The 235-nt window shown below is 29.8% G+C and carries 1 protein-coding gene; it reads right to left on the bottom strand.

Features of this window, described 5'->3' with window-relative positions; translation table 11 throughout:
- Positions 1–30: 30 nt before the first annotated feature.
- The coding region (locus tag G9H60_RS13390) for an integrase core domain-containing protein (RefSeq protein ID WP_223144531.1) at positions 31–235 on the bottom strand (205 nt) is incomplete at its 5' end.

Below are 235 nucleotides of genomic sequence, written 5' to 3'. Positions count from 1 at the left end.
TGTCCCGTCCTAAAATAGGTTGACAGTTTTTTAGTAAATATAGTCCTTGTCAGGTAAAACTGGCAAGGATTTTTTGTAATGTATTTGATTGGGAGTTTTATATTCTAAAGCTAAGTGAGGTCTTTTGTTATTGTAATGTTTTATAGCTTGTTTAATCATTATTTTAGCTTGTTTAAAATCTTTTGGCTTGACTATTAAGAATTCACCTTTTAGAATTCCATTAATACGTTCCGCT

The organism is Aquirufa aurantiipilula (genome assembly GCF_019923745.1).
Lineage (GTDB): Bacteria > Bacteroidota > Bacteroidia > Cytophagales > Spirosomataceae > Aquirufa > Aquirufa aurantiipilula.
Note: the sequence above shows the minus strand (reverse complement) of the source record. Positions and strands in the feature narration are given on the sequence as shown.